Raw genomic sequence first — 14,576 nt, forward strand, 5'->3', positions numbered from 1 at the left:
ACCGTGCCGTCGTACGACACCGGCGGGTTCAGGCAGATGTCGCAATTGCCGCAGGACTGCGACGGCTGGCCGAAGTAGTCGAGCAGGCGCACGCGCCGGCATTGCGAGGTTTCGCACAGGCCGAGCATCGCATCCAGCTTGGCGCCCTGCACCCGTTTGAAATTCTCGTCGGCGTCCGATTCGTCGATCATGCGGCGCTGCTGCACCACATCCTGCAAGCCGTAGGCCATCCAGGCATCGGCGGGCAGGCCGTCGCGGCCGGCGCGGCCGGTTTCCTGGTAATAGCCCTCGATGCTCTTGGGCAGGTCGAGGTGGGCGACGAAGCGCACGTCCGGCTTGTCGATGCCCATGCCGAAGGCGATGGTGGCGACCATCACGATGCCGTCCTCGCGCAGGAAACGCGACTGGTTCGCCGCGCGCGTCGCGTGGTCCATGCCGGCGTGGTAAGGCAAGGCGGTCAGGCCGTGCTCGTTCAGGAAAGCGGCGGTTTCCTCGACCTTCTTGCGCGACAGGCAATACACGATGCCGGCATCGCCCGGATGCTCTTCGCGGATGAAGTCCAGCACCTGCTTGCGGCCGTTCACCTTCTCGACGATCTGGTAGCGGATGTTGGGCCGGTCGAAGGACGACACGAATTGCAACGCGTCGTCCAGGTTCAGGCGGTGCGCGATCTCGGCGCGCGTCTGCGGGTCGGCGGTGGCGGTCAGCGCGATGCGCGGCACGCTCGGGAAGCGTTCATGCAGCACCGACAGCCGGATGTATTCCGGCCGGAAGTCGTGCCCCCATTGCGACACGCAGTGCGCCTCGTCGATCGCGAACAGCGCGATCTTCGACGCGTCCAGCAAATCCAGGCAGCGCGGCGTCATCAGCCGTTCCGGCGCGACGTACACCAGGTCGAGCTCCCCATTGCGCACCGCGCGCTCGGTGCGCATCGCCTGGTCGAAGGACTGGGTCGAATTGAGAAAGGCGGCGCGCACGCCGACTTCCGCGAGCGCATCGACCTGGTCCTGCATCAGCGCGATCAGCGGCGAGATCACCACGCCGACGCCGTCGCGCAGCAGCGATGGAATCTGGTAGCACAGCGACTTGCCGCCGCCGGTCGGCATCAGCACCAGCGCGTCGCCGCCGCCGGCCACATGGTTCACGATCTCGGCTTGCTGGCCGCGGAAGGATGGATAGCCGAAGACGGTCTGCAGGACATGCAGCGCCCGGTCGTTGTCAGATTGATCACTCATCCGGGTATTCTAATTCACCCGATCCTTAATCGACCCAGTTCACTACGCCGCCATAGGCGGTGGCGATGACGACAAAGCCGAACACGATGCGATACCACGCAAACACCATGAAATCATGCGAGCTGATGTAACGCAGCAGCCAGCGCACGCACAGGAAGGCCGACGCGAAGGCTGCTGCGGCGCCCACGCCGAACCACGGCAGGTCGGCCACCGACAGCAGCTCGCGCTCCTTGTAGACGGAATAGATGGTCGCGGAGAACAGGGTCGGGATCGCGAGGAAGAACGAGAATTCGGTGGCCGCCTTGCGCGACAGTCCGAACAGCATGCCGCCGATGATGGTGGCGCCGGAACGGCTGGTGCCGGGGATCAGCGCGAACGCCTGCGCGACGCCGACCTTCAGCGCGTCGGCCAGTGTCATGTCATCCACCGACTGGACCCGCGCCGGCGGCGCGGTCTTGTTGCGGCGTTCGACCCAGATGATGATCAGGCCGCCGATGATGAAGGCCAGCGCCACCGGCACCGGTGAGAACAGGGATGCCTTGATCGCCTTGTTGAACAGGAAACCGAGCGCCGCGGCGGGCAGGAAGGCGACGATCAGGTTGAGCACAAACCGTTGCGCGCGCGCGTCGCTGGTCAGGCCGCCGAGCACGCTGGCGATCCGTGCACGGTATTCCCAGCAGACCGCGAGCATCGCCCCGGCCTGGATGGCGATCTCGAACACCTTCACCTTTTCGCCGGTGAAGTCGAGCAGGCTGCCGGCCAGGATCAGGTGGCCGGTGGAGGAAATCGGCAGGAATTCGGTCAGGCCTTCGACGATTCCCATGATGTGCGCCTTGAGCGCGAGCGTGACATCCATTCTGGTGTGGGCAGGTGGGTTGGCGGTTCAACAAAAAACCCGCGTCGCGCGGGTCGGGGCGGCTGCCAGCGGCAGCCTATCTTGCGGGTTCAAAGGTTACCACGAGAGCGTCGCTCCTGGTCGTGATTTTGCTCGGGTTGAAGGCTGCTCCGCCGAAGCGCAGCTCCTCCGGACGGAAGGTATAGAGCGGCATATCTTTCAACAACTCCTCGGCGAGAATGCGGCCGACGCGGCCGATCTGGTTTGCATACAGCGGATCCAAGCCGTTCACGTTGAAGGTCTCCACCCGCGGCTCGGACAGGACCAGCGCATTGCGCGACGCATCGAACCGGAGCTGGCCCGACACCGAAAAATTGCCGTTCCAGGACTGCTTCATGAACGGCGGGGCGACGGAAGCGTCCATGCTTGTCAGGATGCGGTTGCTGCCCGGCTGGAGCGCGACGCGCGGATTGGTCAGGCGGATCTCGAGAAGCTCCAGCAGGCGGTTATTAAAAGGAAAACGCTGAGACACGGCCTCCTGCAGCCGCGCGAGCGGCACCTCCACGTCGCGCGGCCCGAGCAGGGTCGCGCAGGAGGCAAGCAGGAATGCCAAGGCAACCAGTGAAAAGGAAGCAAACCGCCGATTCATCGATTCTCCGTCAGGACGTGAGCGCGTCGAGACGTGCCAGGTATTGCAGCGCGTATTCGCGCGAGTCCCCGCACATCTCCTGCGATGGCTGTAGACTCTGGCACACTGCGGGCCGTTCCGGTTTGCCGAAAATCATGCATTGGTTCATTGCGTTCAATTGCACGCAACGCACGCCGGCAGGCTTGCCATTCGGCATGCCCGGTATCGGGGAAGAAATCGAGGGGGCGATGCAACAGGAGCCACATCCCGCCCTGCAGCTTGCCTCACTCATAACGCAGCGCCTGGATCGGCAGCAGGCGGGCCGCCTTGCGGGCCGGATAGAAGCCGAAGAAGATACCGATCGCCGCCGAAAACCCGACCGCAAGCACGATCGATTCCGGCGACAGCCGGGTTGTCCATCCGGCCAAGGCGCCGATTGCCCAGGAACCGGCGACGCCCAGCACGATGCCGATGAAGCCGCCGATCAGCGACAGCGTCACCGCCTCCACCAGGAACTGCGTGAGGATGTCGCGGCCGCGCGCGCCGACCGCCATGCGCAGGCCGATCTCGCGGGTGCGCTCGGTCACGGATACCAGCATGATGTTCATGATGCCGATGCCGCCGACCAGCAGCGAGACCGACGCGACCGCCGCCAGCAGGTAAGTCATGATGCGCGAGGATTCCTCCTGCGCCTGCAGGATTTCGGCCAGGTTGCGGATGCTGAACGCATCCTCCTGGCCCTGCTGCGTGCGCTGGCGCTGGCGCAGCAGCTCGCGGATGCTCTCTTCGGCCGCCTGCATGCTCGCGCCTTCGCGCACCTTCACCTGGATGGTGCCGACCCGGCGCAGCTTGCCCTGGGTATTGCCGAACAGGCGGTTGCGCGCAGTATTCAGTGGCAGCATCACCACGTCGTCCTGGTCCTGCCCGATCATGCTCTGCCCCTTGCGGTCGAGCACGCCGATGATGGTGAACGGCACCTTGCGGATGCGGATCGTCTGATCGATCGGATCGAGGTCGCCGAACAGCTGCTTCGCCGCCGTCTGGCCGATCAGCGCGACCTTCGCATTGCCGGTCAGTTCGGCCTGGTCGAACATGCGGCCTGCCAGCAGCGGCCAGTCGCGCGCCTCGAAGTAGTCGGGGTTGACGCCGTAGATCGAGGTCGACCAGTTCGCGCCGCTGGCGATCACCTGCTCGGTGCGCCGGTTCGACGGCGCCGCCACCTGCACCTCGGGAATTTCGCGCGCGATCGCGGCAGCATCGTCGTCGGTCAGGCTCTGGTTCGCGCCGGCGCCCAGCCGCACGCCGGACGATGTGGTGGACCCCGGCAGGATGATCATCAAATTGGAGCCGAGGCTCTTGATCTGCTCCTCCACCCGCTGCTGCGCGCCGGCGCCGACCGCGACCATGGTGATCACCGCGCCGACACCGATGATGATGCCGAGCATGGTCAGAATGGAACGCAGCTTGTTGACGCGCAGCGCATTGAGCGCGATGCGCAAGGTGGCGAGCAGGTTCATGCCGCTGCTCCCGCGGGGTCGAAGCGTGCCAGCCCGGCCTGCGCATCCTGCGGCCGGTTCGGCTCGTCGGAGATCACGCGGCCGTCGCGGAAGGACACGATGCGCGAAGCGAACGCGGCGACGTCGTGTTCATGGGTCACCATCACGATGGTCATGCCTTCGCGGTTGAGTTTTTGCAGCAGCGCCATGATGTCGATGCTGGTGCGCGAGTCGAGCGCGCCGGTCGGCTCGTCGGCCAGGATCAGCGAGGGATTGTTCACCAGCGCGCGCGCGATTGCCACGCGCTGCTGCTGGCCGCCGGACAGTTGCGCCGGATGGTGGTCGAAGCGTTCGCCCAGCCCGACCTCGGCCAGCCGCTGCATCGCGCGCGAGCGGCGCTCGCTTGCGGGAATGCCGGCATACAGCAAGGGCAGCTCGACGTTTTCCAGCGCGCTGGTGCGCGGCAGCAGGTTGAACTGCTGGAACACGAAGCCGATCCGCCTGTTGCGGACCGCGGCCAGGTCGTCGGCGCTCATCGCCGCCGCGTTTTCGCCGGCGAGGAAATAGTCGCCCGCGGTCGGCGAATCGAGGCAGCCGATCAGGTTCATGAAGGTCGACTTGCCGGAGCCGGACGCGCCCATGATCGCGACGAACTCGCCCTCGTCGATCGCCAGCGACACGCCGCGCAACGCGTGCACGACGTTGCTGCCCATGACATACTGCTTGGCGAGATCGACGGTCTGGATCAGGTGCATCAGAACATCCTCGGCCCGGCCGGCGCGCGCGGCCGCGCGCCGTCGCCCTGCGGCTGCACGGTGCCGGTAATCACTTCCATGCCTTCTGTCACATCCGGCGAGATCACCTCGGTCATGGTGCCGTCGGACAGTCCGAGGCGCACGTCGACCGGCTTCGGCTTCCTTGCCTCGTCGAGCACGTAGATGCGCCCGCGTGCGCCGCCGGCACGCCGGTCCCCGCTCTCGGCGACGATCTGCTCGTACTTTTTCTTCTGTTCCGGATTCAGCATGTCCATCACCTGCGCGCGCAGCTCGGCGCGGTTGCGCTCGGCCAGCTTCTGGCGCTCGCCTTCCGGCGCATCGCGCAAGGCCGTGAACTTTTCGCGCATGCCGCCGTAGATCGCGTCGAGCTTTGCCTTCTGGCTGTCGTCCAGCGCCAATTCCTTCTCCAGGCGCTCGCGCATTGCGCGCAGCTGAGCGCCGGGGCCGCCGGCGGAAGGCGCATCCGCCGGCGCCGCCTGTTTCTCGGCGGCGGGGGCGGCGAGGGAGGCGGCGCCGGCCGGGCGGAAGCGCAGCGCGGCATTGAGCACCTTGAGCACGTCGTTGCGGGTATCGGTGACGACGCGCACATTGGCCGTCATTCCAGGCAACAGTTCGCGATTGGGATTGGCGGTGCTGATGACGACGGTATAGGTCACGACGTTGGAAACGTTCTGCGCCGCCTTGCGGATCTGCTTGACGGTGCCTTCATAGTTACGCCCCGGGAAGGCGTCGACGGTGAAGGTCGCCTTCTGCCCGCTGCGGATGCGGCCGATCTCGGATTCGTCAATCGATGCCTCGACCTGCATGTCGGTCAGATTTTCCGCAATGATGAAGAGTTCCGGCGCCTGCAGGCTGGCGGCCACGGTCTGGCCGCGCTCGACGCTGCGCTTGATGACGACGCCGTTGACCGGCGCCCGGATTTCGGTGCGGCCGAGGTCGATCTTCGCCTGCGCCAGCGCCGCTTCGCGCTGCTTGACGACCGCTTCTGCGTTGCGCAGGCCGGCCGTGCCGACGCCGGTCTGCGCCTTCGCGGTGTTGACCTGCTCGAGCGCCGAATTGTAGGCCGCCTGCGCCTTGTCGCGCTCGGCGCCGGAAATGAAGCCCTTTTCCACCAGCTGCTGCTTGCGGTCGAGGTCGCGCCTGGCTTCGGCCAGGTCGACTTCCGCCTTGGCCAGCGCGGCGCGCTGCGCGGCGATGTTCGCCTGCTGCGTCATCACCTGTGCGCGGGCCGCGTCCACATCCGCCTGCGCCTGCTGCACCCGGGTCTCGAAGGTCTGCGGATCGATGCGCGCAATCAGCTGGCCCTGCTTCACATCACTGTTGAAATCCACCAGCACTTCCTTCAGCTGCCCCGAGACCTGGGAGCCGATCTGCACCTGGACCACGGGATTGAGCGTGCCGGAAGCGGAGACGCTGGCCACGATGCTCCCCTTTTCCACCTTGCCCATCTTGTATTCGGGCGCGGCATTCTTCTGCTGCCAGCGCCAGCCGCCATAGCCGGCGGCGACCAGGATGGCTGCGAGGGCGAGCCAGGCCCACCATTTTCTTTGCAATTTCATAAGACGTTCAGGAAGTGCGTTTCTAGGCGATTCTCGCGCCGATTCTACCGGCGATCCGGGACTGTTTTTTTTCGTTATGTAACAGTGTCTGTCTGGATGCGTGGCATTCGATGGAAAGGTATCCTTGCTTGACGGTCGCCAAAATGACGCTTATATTACTGACTCGTAAGTAAGTTACTTGGTTCCGTCCGTCCATCATGAATTGTCCGCTAAAAAAACGCTGGGAACGCCGCAAGGATGCCCGCCCCCAGGAATTGCTTGCCGCCGCCCTCGATCTGTTCGTGGAGCGCGGTTATGCGGCGACCCGCTTGGACGATGTGGCGGCGCGGGCCGGGGTTTCCAAGGGCACACTGTACCTGTATTTCACGAACAAGGAAGAATTGTTCAAGGCGGTGGTGCGCGAAAACGTGGTTCCGGTGCTGGGCGAGGCCGAAGGCATCCTGGAAAGCTATTCGGGCTCGACCGCCGAGCTGTTCCGCGAACTGGTGCTGGGCTGGTGGGAACGCATCGGCAATACCAAGCTGTCCGGCATCACCAAGCTGATGATGGCCGAATCGAGCAATTTTCCGGAAGTCGCGCAGTTCTACCACGACGAGGTGATCCGGCGCGGCGACGCAATGATCGCCCGGATGCTGGAGCGCGGCGTGGCGCAGGGTGAATTCCGGCCGATGGATATCCGGCAGGCCACACACGTGATCTGCGCGCCGATGATCATGCTGATGATGTGGAAACACTCCTTCAGCAGCTGCCGCCCGGAGCCGATTGCCGCCGAAGAGTACCTGAACAGTTTCGTCGAACTGTTCCTGCACGGCGTACTGGCGGAGCCGGCCGGTTCCGCCGGCGCCCCTCCCCCTTCCCGCTGACCGGACCCCGCCATGTTCAAACGCCGCTCCTTCTGGATCATTCTCGTCGCCCTGCTGCTTGCCGCCGGCGTTGCCGGCGCCATGCTGAAAAAGAAGAATGCCGCACCGGCGGCGCCCCAGAATGCCGGCCAGGCGCCGGCGGTCATGGAATTCCTGCCCTCCGACGTCACGCATGCGGCCGCGCGCGACTTGCGCCAGCTCATGCCGCTCACCGGTTCGCTGCGCGCGGTCAACCAGGCGAGCGTGAAGGCCAAGGTCGGCGGCGAGGTGCGCGAGGTGCTGGCGCGCGAAGGCGAAGCGGTGAAGGCAGGCCAGGTGCTCGTCAGGATGGACAGCAGCGACTACCTGGCACGGGTCGACCAGGCCAAGGGCGCGCTGCAGGCGGCCCGCGGCCAGCTGGAAATCGCCACCAAGACGCGCGACAACAACAAGGCGCTGCTGGATAAAGGCTTCATCTCGAAAACCGCGTACGACAACGCCTCCAGCCAGTACGACATCGCGCGCGCCAATGTGGAATCGGCCAGGGGCGCGCTCGACGTGGCGAACAAGGCGCTCGCCGACACCGTGATCCATGCGCCGATCGCCGGCCTCGTCAGCGCTCGCAATGTGCAGCCGGGTGAAAAGGTATCGCCCGACAACCGCCTGCTCGACGTGGTCAACCTCGGCCAGATGGAACTCGAGGCGGCCGTGCCTGCCGGCGAGATTTCGCATGTCGCGCTCGGACAGGAAGTCCAGGTGAAGGTGGAAGGCCTGGCCGGGCCTTTGGCCGGCACGGTGGCGCGCATCAATCCGGCGACCCAGGCCGGTTCGCGCTCCATCATGGTCTATATCAAGATCGACAACCCGCAGGGGCTGCTGCGCGTGGGCATGTTTGGCGAAGTGCAGCTGACGATCGCGAAGAAGGCAGGCGTGCTCAGCGTGCCGCAGACCGCGATCCAGACCGAGGCCGGCAGGACGTTCGTGTATGCGATCGAAAACGGCAAGCTGGCGCAAAAGCCGGTGACGCTCGGCATGCGCGGTGACGACGGCGACGGGCCGGCGGTGGAAATCGTGCAGGGACTGGAAAGCGGCACGCAGATCGTCAGGACCAATCTCGGCACGCTGCGGCCGGGCACCCAGGTGAAATTTGCGCAAGCCGCGGCGCCCGCCGCCGCAGCGGCCGCCGGCACCGCTGCCCAGTGACAGGCAAGACAAGGTTTCAACAGGCATTTGGCCCATCACAAGCGCCCGGGCGCTGAGGAAAACAACCATGTGGTTTACCCGCATCAGCATCGGCAATCCCGTTCTTGCAACCATGATGATGGTCGCGTTCGTGGTGCTCGGCCTGTTTTCCTACCAGCGCCTGCGCGTCGACCAATTTCCCGACGTCACCTTCCCGGTGGTGGTGGTGCAGACCGATTATCCGGGCGCGTCGCCCGAGACGATCGAATCCGACATCACGCGCAAGGTGGAAGAGTCGGTCAACACCATCAACGGCATCAAGAATCTGTTTTCCCGCTCCTACGAGGGCAGCTCGGTGGTGATCATCGAGTTCGACCTGACGATCGACCCGGCGCAGGCGGCGCAGGACGTGCGGGAAAAGGTGGCGATGGTGAAGACCGTGTTCCGCAGGGAAGTCAAGGAACCGCGGGTGATGCGCTATGACCCGGCCGACCGGCCGATCGTGGCGGTATCGATCACCAACGACCCGAACGTGAAGCAGCGCGACATGCGCGACCTGACCACGATCGCCGACCAGGTGATCAAGAAGCGGCTGGAGAACGTGCGCGGCGTCGGCTCGGTGGCGCTGGTGGGCGGCGTCAAGCGGGAAATCCATATCTATGTGAAGCCGGGCGAGATGGAGGCGCTGGGCATCGGCATCGACCAGGTGATCAACGCGCTGCGCAACGAGAACATGGAACTGCCGTCGGGCGCGATCCGCTCCGCGTCGGACGAAAAGGTGGTGCAGATCCAGGGCAAGGTGCGCAACCCGCAGGACTTCGGCCGCGTCATCGTCGCGCGGCGCGGCGGCCAGCCGGTGCTGCTGTCGCAGGTCGCCACCGTGGTCGACGGCCAGGAAGAACAGGAAAGCCTGGCGCTGTACAACGGCAAGCGCACGCTTGCGCTCGGCATCCAGAAGGCGCAGGGCCAGAACACCATCGACGTGGCGGACGGCCTGAAGGAGGCGCTGAAGGAACTCGAGCCGCGGCTGCAGGCGCTCTACCCCGGCGTGAAGGTCGACATCATCCAGGACAGTTCGCGCCAGATCCGCGTCGGCGTGGAAAACGTGCGCCGCACGATGATCGAAGGCGCGGTGCTGACCGTGCTGATCGTGTTCCTGTTCCTCAACTCCTGGCGCTCGACGGTGATCACCGGCCTGACGCTGCCGGTGGCGCTGATCGGCACCTTCCTGTTCATGTACATATTCGGCTTCACGATCAACATGATCACGCTGATGGCGCTGTCGCTGTGCGTGGGCCTTCTGATCGACGATGCGATCGTGGTGCGCGAGAATATCGTGCGCCACGCCGGCATGAAGGTGAACGGCAAGTTCAAGGACCACAAGACGGCGTCGCTGGAAGGCACGCAGGAAATCGGGCTGGCGGTGCTGGCCACCACCTTCTCGATCGTCGCGGTGTTCCTGCCGGTGGGCTTCATGGGCGGCATCATCGGCCGCTTCTTCCACCAGTTCGGCGTGACGGTGACGGCGGCGGTGCTGATCTCGATGTTCGTGTCGTTTACGCTCGACCCCATGCTGTCCTCGATCTGGCCCGACCCGGACGCGCACGGCGAGAAGCACGCGCGCAAGAGCCTGTACGACCGGACGATCGGCCGCGTGCTGCACCAGTTCGAACGCTTCGTCGACTGGCTCTCGCGCACCTACCAGGTGATGCTGGAGTGGTCGCTGAAGCACCGCGGCAAGACGCTGGGGATCGCGGTTGCGACCTTCTTCGCCGGCTGCGCAATCCCGATGGCCGGCCTGGTCGGCACCGAATTCGTGCCGCAGCCGGACTATTCCGAAACCGGCGTCAACTTCTACACCCCGGTCGGTTCCTCGCTCGACTTTACCGAGTCGAAGGCGCGCCAGGTGGAAGCGGTGCTGCGCGAATTCCCGGAAGTGCGCGACATCTATACCACGATCAACACCGGCGCCGCGCAGGGCAAGAACTACGTGACCAGCTATGTGCGCCTGGTGCCGCGCGCCGAGCGCACGCGCAGCACCGCGCAGCTGGCCGTGCCGCTGCGCGACCGCCTGCGCCAGGTCGCCGGCATCACCGTCACCCATATCGGCTCGCTGGATGGCGTCGGCGGCGACAACAAGCAGCTGCGGCTGAGCCTGCAGGGCACCGACCTGAAGGAACTGGCGCGCATCACCGATGAGGCGATGCGCCGGATGCGCGAGATTCCGGGCCTGGTCGACCTCGATTCCAGCCTGAAGGCGGAAAAGCCGACGATCGCGGTGGAACCCAAGCGCGACATCGGCGCCGACCTCGGCGTCGGCGTGGCGCAGATCGGCGGCGCGCTGCGCCCGCTGCTGGCCGGCGAAGCGGCCACCACCTGGCGCGCGCCGGACGAGGAGAACTACGACGTGCAGGTGCGCCTGGCCCCGGGCGACCGCAACAACGTCGACGACCTGTCGCGCCTGATGCTGACCAGCTCGCAGCAGAATCCGGACGGCACGCCGAAAATGGTGCCGCTGCGCCAGGTTGCCACCATCAAGCCGTCCACCGGCGCCAACCAGATCAACCGGCGCGACCTGAACCGCGAAGTGGAACTGTCGGCCAACGTGATCGGCCGCTCGGCCGGCGAGGTGAGCGCGGACGTGAAGAAGGTGCTCGACAGCATGAGCTGGCAGCCGGGCTACCGCTACCAGATGGGCGGCTCGACCAAGAACATGCAGGAATCCTTCGGCTACGCGATGTCGGCGCTGGCGCTGGCGGTCATCTTCATCTACATGATCCTGGCCTCGCAGTTCGCCAGCTTCCTGCAGCCGCTGGCGATCATGTCCTCGCTGCCGCTGACGCTGATCGGCGTGTTCCTGGCGCTGATGTTCTTCCGCTCGACGCTCAACCTGTTTTCCATCATCGGCTTCGTGATGCTGATGGGCCTGGTAACCAAGAACGCGATCCTGCTGGTGGACTTCGCCAACCAGGCGCGCAGGGAAGGCCTGGCGCGCACCGCCGCGCTGCTGGAAGCGGCCCGCGTGCGCCTGCGGCCGATCCTGATGACGACGCTGGCGATGGTGTTCGGCATGGTGCCGCTCGCATTCGGCATGGGCGAGGGTTCGGAGCAGCGCGCGCCGATGGGCCAGGCGGTCATCGGCGGCATTATCACCTCGTCAATCCTGACCCTGGTGGTGGTGCCGGTGATCTATACCTATCTTGACGATTTTGCAGCATGGGCCCGTCGCAAATGGGGCAACAAGGCGCCTGATCCGTATCAAGGCGCGCCGGCGATCATGGTTCCGCAGAGCAAAAACGAGGATCCCCTTTGATAAAATGACGGGTTTGTTCCCTTAACCCTGTCGAGTGCCGAAATGAATATCGAAAAAGCCCGTTTCAACATGATTGAGCAGCAGATCCGCCCGTGGGAAGTCCTGGACCCGGAAATCCTCGACCTGCTGCTGGTGGTCAAGCGCGAAGCCTTCGTTCCGGCCGCATACCGGAACCTCGCGTTCATGGACACCCATATCCCGCTGCCGAACGGCGAGTACATGTTCACGCCGAAGCTCGAAGCGCGCATCATGCAGGAAGTCGCCGTCAAGAAGCACGAGAGCGTGCTCGAGATCGGCGCCGGTTCCGGCTACATGGCGGCGCTGCTGGCGCACAGGGCGCGCCACGTGACCACCGTCGAGATCGACCCGGAGATCAAGGAAATGGCGCAGAAGAACCTGGCCAACAACGGCGTGACCAATGTCGACGTGGTGCTCGGCAACGGCGCGCAGGGCTGGGCCAACAGCGGCACCGAGGCGCCGTACGACGTGATCGTGATCTCCGGTTCGCTGCCTGTGCTGCCCGACGCCTTCCTGAAGCAGGTGAAGGTCGGCGGCCGCATCTTCGCGATCGTCGGCGTACCGCCGGTGATGTCGGCGCAGGTGATCACCCGCGTGTCCGACAACGCGTACAACACGGTCAAGGTCTTTGAAACCGACGTCAAGCCGCTGCGCGAAGCAAAGGCGCCGTCCCATTTCGTATTCTGACGAGGAACCATGCAAACCATCACAGCACCGGAACTGGCGGCCTGGCTTGGCGACGACACGCGGCAAAAGCCGGTGCTGCTTGACGTGCGCGAGCCGTGGGAATTCCAGACCTGCCATATCGACGGCGCGCTGCCGATGCCGATGAACTCGGTGCCGGCGCGCCTGACGGAACTGGACGAGGACGCACCGATAGTCTGCATCTGCCACCATGGCGCGCGCAGCATGTCGGTCGCGACTTTCCTTGAACGCAACGGCTTCACGCAAGTGACCAACCTGACCGGCGGTGTCCATGCCTGGGCGCTGCAGGTCGACAACGCGATGCCGACCTACTGAAGACATTTTTACAGCTACCCGCCACCGGAGAATTGAATGCGGAAATCCGTTATCGCCACCCTGCTTGCCGGCAGTGTCCTGTCGTTGAATGCGTTTGCGATCGACCTGATGCAGGTCTATCGGGAAGCGCTCGCCAACGACGCCCCCTACGCCAGCGCGCGCGCGCAGCTGGCCGCCGGACAGGAAAGGTCGACGCAGGCGCGGGCCGGATTGCTGCCGACCATCGGCGTGGGCGGCAGCTACAACCGCTCCGACCTGGAAAGCACCGCGGGCGGCATCACGGCGGGCCGCGATTTCAGTTCCCGCGGCTATACCGTGTCGCTGTCGCAGCCTCTGTTCCGCCTGGCGAACTGGGAGCAGTACCAGCAGGGCCGGCTGGCGGTCGCGGCCAGCGAAGCGCAGTTCGCGCAGGTGCAGCAGGACCTGATCGTGCGGGTGGCGGCGGCCTATTTCGACGTGCTGGCGTCGCAGGATGCGCTGGCGACGGTGCAGGCGCAGAAGGCGGCGATCACCGAGCAGCTGGCGTCGGCCAAGCGCAACTTCGAAGTCGGCACCGCGACCATTACTGACACCCATGAAGCGCAGGCGCGCTACGATCTCGCGGTGGCGCAGGAGTTCGCCGCGCAGAATGACCTCGAAATCAAGCGCAGCGCGCTGCAGCAGATCATCGGCAAGCCAGCCGGTGCGCTCGCCACCCTGCGCCCGGGCCTCAAGCTGACAACGCCGGAGCCGGCAAACGTCGACGCCTGGGTGCAAAGCGCCGAACAGCAGAACTACGGCGTGCTCGGCCAACAGCTTGCGCTCGAGATCGCACAGCGCGAAATCAGGAAGAACCGCGCCGGCCATTACCCGACGGTCGACCTGGTCGCCAGCCGCGGCCACAGCAACCAGACCGGCAGCGCAACCAGCCCGACGGGCAGCGTGTCGGACAACACCACGATAGGCGTGCAGTGGAGCGTGCCGATCTTCGCCGGCTTTGCGATCGACAGCCGGGTGCGCGAGGCGATCGCGCTGGAAGACAAGACCCGCTCCGACCTGGAAAACGCGCGGCGCACGGCTGCCCAGGGCGCCCGCCAGGCCTTCCTCGGCGTCAACGCCGGCCTGGCCCAGATCCGCGCGCTGGAGGCGGCGGAGTTGTCGAGCCAGTCGGCGCTCGAGTCCAACCGCCTGGGCTACCAGGTAGGCGTTCGGATCAACATCGACGTGCTGAACGCGCAACAGCAGCTGTTCTCCACCCGGCGCGACCTGTCCAGGGCGCGCTATGAAACCATCGTCAATGGCCTGCGCCTGAAGTCGGCGGCCGGCATCCTGAAGGAAGAAGACCTGGCAACGGTCAACGCCCTTCTGCAACAGTAAGATCAGGCCGGGCGAAACGGTGCAGGAACCGTTTCGCCACCTCTTGCCTCCCTTTTTTGGGCCGACATGTCAATTTCGCCAGTTGAAGAAATTCGAATAACTTGATCAGAATCAAGAATGGGAATTCCAAATATGGGAATTCCTGGCGCATCTCTTTTAACAATACTTTTCCCTTCCTCTGCCATCCCGCTTCCTGAAAAACCGCGCCGGCCCGCATACTGCCTGGCTCGTCGGGTAGCTCCCGGCTTTTCCCGCGGACAGGTCTTGCACTGATTGAAATTGCTGCATGGAAATAAACTGGCCACAATTTTCTGGC

14 protein-coding genes are annotated in these 14,576 nt (G+C 65.0%); 6 read left to right on the plus strand and 8 right to left on the minus strand.

What is annotated here, in order from left to right:
• The 7 genes from VEC01_RS01205 to VEC01_RS01235 form a co-directional block, all read right to left on the minus strand.
• A partial coding sequence (locus tag VEC01_RS01205) for a RecQ family ATP-dependent DNA helicase (RefSeq protein WP_324897938.1) occupies positions 1-1,235 on the minus strand: 1,235 nt, incomplete at its 3' end.
• A 25-nt stretch (positions 1,236-1,260) separates the two neighbouring features.
• Positions 1,261-2,091: an undecaprenyl-diphosphate phosphatase gene (locus VEC01_RS01210; protein ID WP_324897940.1), complete on the minus strand. Its 831-nt coding sequence runs from the start codon at positions 2,089-2,091 to the stop codon at positions 1,261-1,263.
• Positions 2,092-2,167: 76 nt separating this feature from the next.
• Complete coding sequence (locus VEC01_RS01215; RefSeq protein WP_324897942.1) at positions 2,168-2,635, minus strand: DUF1439 domain-containing protein; 468 nt, start codon at positions 2,633-2,635, stop codon at positions 2,168-2,170.
• Between the two features lie 94 nt (positions 2,636-2,729).
• The gene (locus VEC01_RS01220; RefSeq protein WP_324897944.1) at positions 2,730-2,990 is read right to left on the minus strand and encodes a YkgJ family cysteine cluster protein; all 261 of its coding nucleotides are present in this window, start codon (positions 2,988-2,990) and stop codon (positions 2,730-2,732) included.
• On the minus strand, positions 2,983-4,215 hold the full coding sequence (locus VEC01_RS01225; protein WP_324897946.1) for an ABC transporter permease: 1,233 nt from the start codon (positions 4,213-4,215) through the stop codon (positions 2,983-2,985). Before VEC01_RS01225 ends, VEC01_RS01220 begins: the two co-directional genes overlap by 8 nt.
• Positions 4,212-4,949, minus strand: a complete 738-nt coding sequence (locus VEC01_RS01230; protein WP_324897948.1) for an ABC transporter ATP-binding protein — start codon at positions 4,947-4,949, stop codon at positions 4,212-4,214. The genes VEC01_RS01225 and VEC01_RS01230 overlap by 4 nt, the downstream gene beginning before the upstream one ends.
• Positions 4,949-6,529, minus strand: coding sequence for an HlyD family secretion protein (locus VEC01_RS01235; protein WP_324897950.1), 1,581 nt, complete (start codon positions 6,527-6,529; stop codon positions 4,949-4,951). Before VEC01_RS01235 ends, VEC01_RS01230 begins: the two co-directional genes overlap by 1 nt.
• Before the next feature lie 197 nt (positions 6,530-6,726).
• On the opposite strand from VEC01_RS01235, the gene VEC01_RS01240 reads away from it, so the two are divergent.
• From VEC01_RS01240 to VEC01_RS01265, 6 genes are all read left to right on the plus strand, one after another.
• On the plus strand, positions 6,727-7,392 hold the full coding sequence (locus VEC01_RS01240; RefSeq protein WP_324897952.1) for a TetR/AcrR family transcriptional regulator: 666 nt from the start codon (positions 6,727-6,729) through the stop codon (positions 7,390-7,392).
• Positions 7,393-7,404: 12 nt separating this feature from the next.
• On the plus strand, positions 7,405-8,574 hold the full coding sequence (locus VEC01_RS01245; RefSeq protein ID WP_324897954.1) for an efflux RND transporter periplasmic adaptor subunit: 1,170 nt from the start codon (positions 7,405-7,407) through the stop codon (positions 8,572-8,574).
• A 67-nt stretch (positions 8,575-8,641) separates the two neighbouring features.
• A complete protein-coding gene (locus tag VEC01_RS01250; RefSeq protein WP_324897956.1) occupies positions 8,642-11,866 on the plus strand; it encodes an efflux RND transporter permease subunit in 3,225 nt (1,074 codons plus the stop codon).
• A gap of 42 nt (positions 11,867-11,908) precedes the next feature.
• Positions 11,909-12,571: a protein-L-isoaspartate O-methyltransferase gene (locus VEC01_RS01255; RefSeq protein WP_324897958.1), complete on the plus strand. Its 663-nt coding sequence runs from the start codon at positions 11,909-11,911 to the stop codon at positions 12,569-12,571.
• A gap of 9 nt (positions 12,572-12,580) precedes the next feature.
• On the plus strand, positions 12,581-12,904 hold the full coding sequence (locus VEC01_RS01260; RefSeq protein ID WP_324897959.1) for a rhodanese-like domain-containing protein: 324 nt from the start codon (positions 12,581-12,583) through the stop codon (positions 12,902-12,904).
• A gap of 36 nt (positions 12,905-12,940) precedes the next feature.
• On the plus strand, positions 12,941-14,260 hold the full coding sequence (locus tag VEC01_RS01265; RefSeq protein ID WP_324897961.1) for a TolC family outer membrane protein: 1,320 nt from the start codon (positions 12,941-12,943) through the stop codon (positions 14,258-14,260).
• A 2-nt stretch (positions 14,261-14,262) separates the two neighbouring features.
• Here VEC01_RS01265 and VEC01_RS01270 read toward each other — a convergent pair whose 3' ends face one another.
• Complete coding sequence (locus tag VEC01_RS01270; RefSeq protein ID WP_324897963.1) at positions 14,263-14,445, minus strand: hypothetical protein; 183 nt, start codon at positions 14,443-14,445, stop codon at positions 14,263-14,265.
• Positions 14,446-14,576: the final 131 nt, after the last annotated feature.

It is taken from the genome of Noviherbaspirillum sp., from assembly GCF_035627455.1.
Lineage (GTDB): Bacteria > Pseudomonadota > Gammaproteobacteria > Burkholderiales > Burkholderiaceae_D > Noviherbaspirillum.